The organism is Bacillus sp. S4, assembly GCF_040838205.1.
Classification (GTDB): Bacteria; Bacillota; Bacilli; order Bacillales; family Bacillaceae_G; genus Bacillus_A; species Bacillus_A cereus_U.
The window spans coordinates 1-2,843 of record NZ_JBFPJI010000389.1 but is presented as its reverse complement, the minus strand read 5'-3'; the positions used below and the strand labels follow the sequence as shown (position 1 = coordinate 2,843).

Sequence of the window (2,843 nt, the reverse complement as noted above, 5' to 3'; positions counted from 1 at the left end):
TTCTATTCCAAAGGGGTATTTCACATTTTTTCACGTGTTTTTATATTATTTGTGAGCAAAATGTGAGCAAATAATAGCCTTTTAATTACACTGTATTAGATTGATTTTTTTTTAAAACCTATTCATTTGACATAAGTCCCCACAACAAATCTTGTATTGCAATCACCTTGTTAAATAGGGATTACCGTTCCCATTGCAGAACTTGTGTGCGGATTAAGCTGCACACCCTAATAACAAATCATATATCGACGAATCAGGCAATCTAGTTCCAGCTAATAAAGAAGGCATGTACAAAGATAGACAAGTTACAGTTACTGAACATATATTAGGAGGATATAGAAAGAGTGGAAAAAATAATAGTCCATTTACAAACTTTTCCCCTAATAGCGGCGCTACTGTAAAGTATGGAGATAAATCAATCGAACTAGATTTTAATGGTTTAAGAACGGCAATCCGTAATGGAGATGTAAAAGACGTAGCAATCTTAAATCCAAAACAAATCGAACATTTAATTGAACAAGATAAAATAACCACACCTTTTTGGAAAAACCGAGCTCTAAAGTGGACAAAAAGAGATAACGAGTATTTGATAAAAGGTGAGATACCAAAAGACTACTTTAAAATTTATGAATAAGAAGGTGTAAATATGAAATTATACTTTAAAGATATTGAAATAGGTTGCATCACAGACGTTTTTGGAGAAACACCATGGATGTATGGAACAATACACTTAAATGATAATAGTAAACCCTATCAAGAATATTTTCGTGAAATGGTAGACGAAGACAGTACTTTTGACTTTGAAAGTATTGACCCTGAATTTCTAGACGATGAAAATTGGTCCGTCTTCGATGAGAACGAAGAGAAATATTTAGGAATCGATATTCCAGCAATCCACATTGAAGATACAACGATTGCATGGCGATGGAGATAAAAATCACACAAAATAGAAGAAGTTGAGAGAATGAGAAAAGGTAAAGGTTCAACAACTAAAGCTACACATGGAGATAGAAATATAGAGGCACTTCATAAGAGCCGGCACCTTTTTATATTACTTCTACATATTTAAAACTAGCTGTAATATAAAAGACACTACTTTTTGAGTTTTTCACTTTATTACGAGAACAAGAAGCCAATAGACCATGGTATGAAAAAACAGCTATCAGTACTTGGGAATTTATGAAAGAATTTTTTCAAGGCGCTGGTAGTGCCGCTTTCGAAAGCGTTATTGGACTAGAATCACCTGATAATGATGAATTAGAAAGCAAGTTAACTTATCAATCGGGAAGATTTGCCGGAAATGTTGTAGCAGGAGCGGCATCCATTATAGAAATTCTAGAAGGTCTTACCGTCATAGGCGGGGCTAATTTCTTAACCTTCGTCGCAGAAGTAGGAAGTGGTGGGTTAGCATCACCAATTGTTCTTCCATTAGATGCAGCTGCTACAGCGGCTGGGCTTAGTCTTGCTGGACATGGTGTATTTGTTGGGCGTAATGCAGTTCAAAATGGTAAGGATACTCTTCAAAAGTTCCAGTCTTCTTCTAATGGGACTAGTGGTAGAATAAAGGAGAAAGCCGATGCTAACAACCTTCAAAAATCCCAGTCTTCTAGCGAGGTTGGTAATAGTGTTAAGAATACAGAAAAAATACGGATTGTTGATGGAAAAAAACAATATAATGTAAACGGAAAATGGGTAACAGATAAACAATTTTCAGCTCTTCGTCAGAAAGCTGTTCGCCACGCATGGAGACAAGAGAAGGAATTGATTAAAAAAACTGGAAAAGGAACAAGAGATTGGACCCCTGCAGAAAAACTAGAGTTATTACAAACAGGAAAAGTGAAAGGCTACGAGGGACAGCATATGAAATCTGCTAATGAATATCCTGATTTTGCTGGTGAACCAGATAACATTCAATTTTTAAAGGGAAGGAATATGGATGTAAACGAACACTTTGACGCCCATCGTGGAAATTATCACAATCCTACAAATGGCTACTATACTCCTAAGAATGATAGTATGACTGACTTTGGAGACGTTGTGCCTTGGAAACATGAATAGAGGGAGATGGTTTTATGCTAAGAAAATATTATTCAAAAAACAATCATTTACAACCATTTTTTGAGGAAGTTAATAAATATGTAGATGGCATTCACACCCTAAACAATGGAATTAACGTAGAAAATATAACAAGCCTTCAAAATGAACTTAACATTCAAATTCCTGATATATATAAAGATTTTCTCCAAGTGTGTAATGGTGGAGAATTATTTATACCTGGAACGGTCCTGTCAGAAATTCATACAGCTGCTCGGGGCCAAAAACAGCGTGGTGGCTCCTATCTAAATGATTCGTTTAAAAAAGAACGAAGACCGACAAAGATGCCAGACACGTATTTAATCATCGCAGATTTAAACTATGGTGACTCGATTTGTATAGACTTAGAATCAAGCAATGGATACGATGCAACTGTAATACAATGGGATAGGGAGATTCACAGCGTTTCTAGATCATGGAATGGCTTGGCGGAATGGTTAATGGATACCTTAGACGAAGGATCATTACTAGTAGATTATGATGGTAATGAAAAAGATTTAGACTTTTAACATGAATAGTAAAAGTGAAGCCACAAGAATTTAGTGCTCTTGTGGCTTTTTATATAGCTAACTGCAAAACTTTGCTAAAAGTAAATTCATTCATTTCTTAAATTTTAATAATATTATAATATTTTTTTCAACTAAACTGCCACGTTGGCTTAAGTACACTTCTTTACAATCTTAACGAAACAATTGAGTCAATTTTAACAAATTCATCATGTGAAATATTCATACTATCGCTTAATACTT

3 protein-coding genes and 1 pseudogene are annotated in these 2,843 nt (G+C 34.9%); all 4 read left to right on the top strand.

Going from position 1 to position 2,843, the window contains the following annotated elements:
* Positions 1-286 precede the first annotated feature (286 nt).
* The 4 genes and pseudogenes from AB3X48_RS20600 to AB3X48_RS20585 all read left to right on the top strand — a co-directional run bounded on the left by AB3X48_RS20600 (position 287) and on the right by AB3X48_RS20585 (position 2,603).
* The gene (locus tag AB3X48_RS20600; RefSeq protein WP_016104707.1) at positions 287-634 is read left to right on the top strand and encodes a hypothetical protein; all 348 of its coding nucleotides are present in this window, start codon (positions 287-289) and stop codon (positions 632-634) included.
* A gap of 12 nt (positions 635-646) precedes the next feature.
* A complete protein-coding gene (locus tag AB3X48_RS20595; protein WP_016104706.1) occupies positions 647-934 on the top strand; it encodes a hypothetical protein in 288 nt (95 codons plus the stop codon).
* A 182-nt stretch (positions 935-1,116) separates the two neighbouring features.
* Positions 1,117-2,058, top strand: a pseudogene (locus AB3X48_RS20590) (hypothetical protein); the annotation flags it as partial.
* A 14-nt stretch (positions 2,059-2,072) separates the two neighbouring features.
* Entirely contained in the window at positions 2,073-2,603 is a 531-nt protein-coding gene (locus AB3X48_RS20585; RefSeq protein ID WP_016104704.1) for an SMI1/KNR4 family protein, read from the top strand.
* Positions 2,604-2,843 lie beyond the last annotated feature (240 nt).

Bases quoted from the DNA above. Each gene is read 5' to 3' on its own strand.
- AB3X48_RS20600 (WP_016104707.1), top strand. From the start codon at position 287: ATGTACAAAGATAGACAAGTTACAGTTACTGAACATATATTAGGAGGA.
- AB3X48_RS20595 (WP_016104706.1), top strand. From the start codon at position 647: ATGAAATTATACTTTAAAGATATTGAAATAGGTTGCATCACAGACGTT.
- AB3X48_RS20585 (WP_016104704.1), top strand. From the start codon at position 2,073: ATGCTAAGAAAATATTATTCAAAAAACAATCATTTACAACCATTTTTT.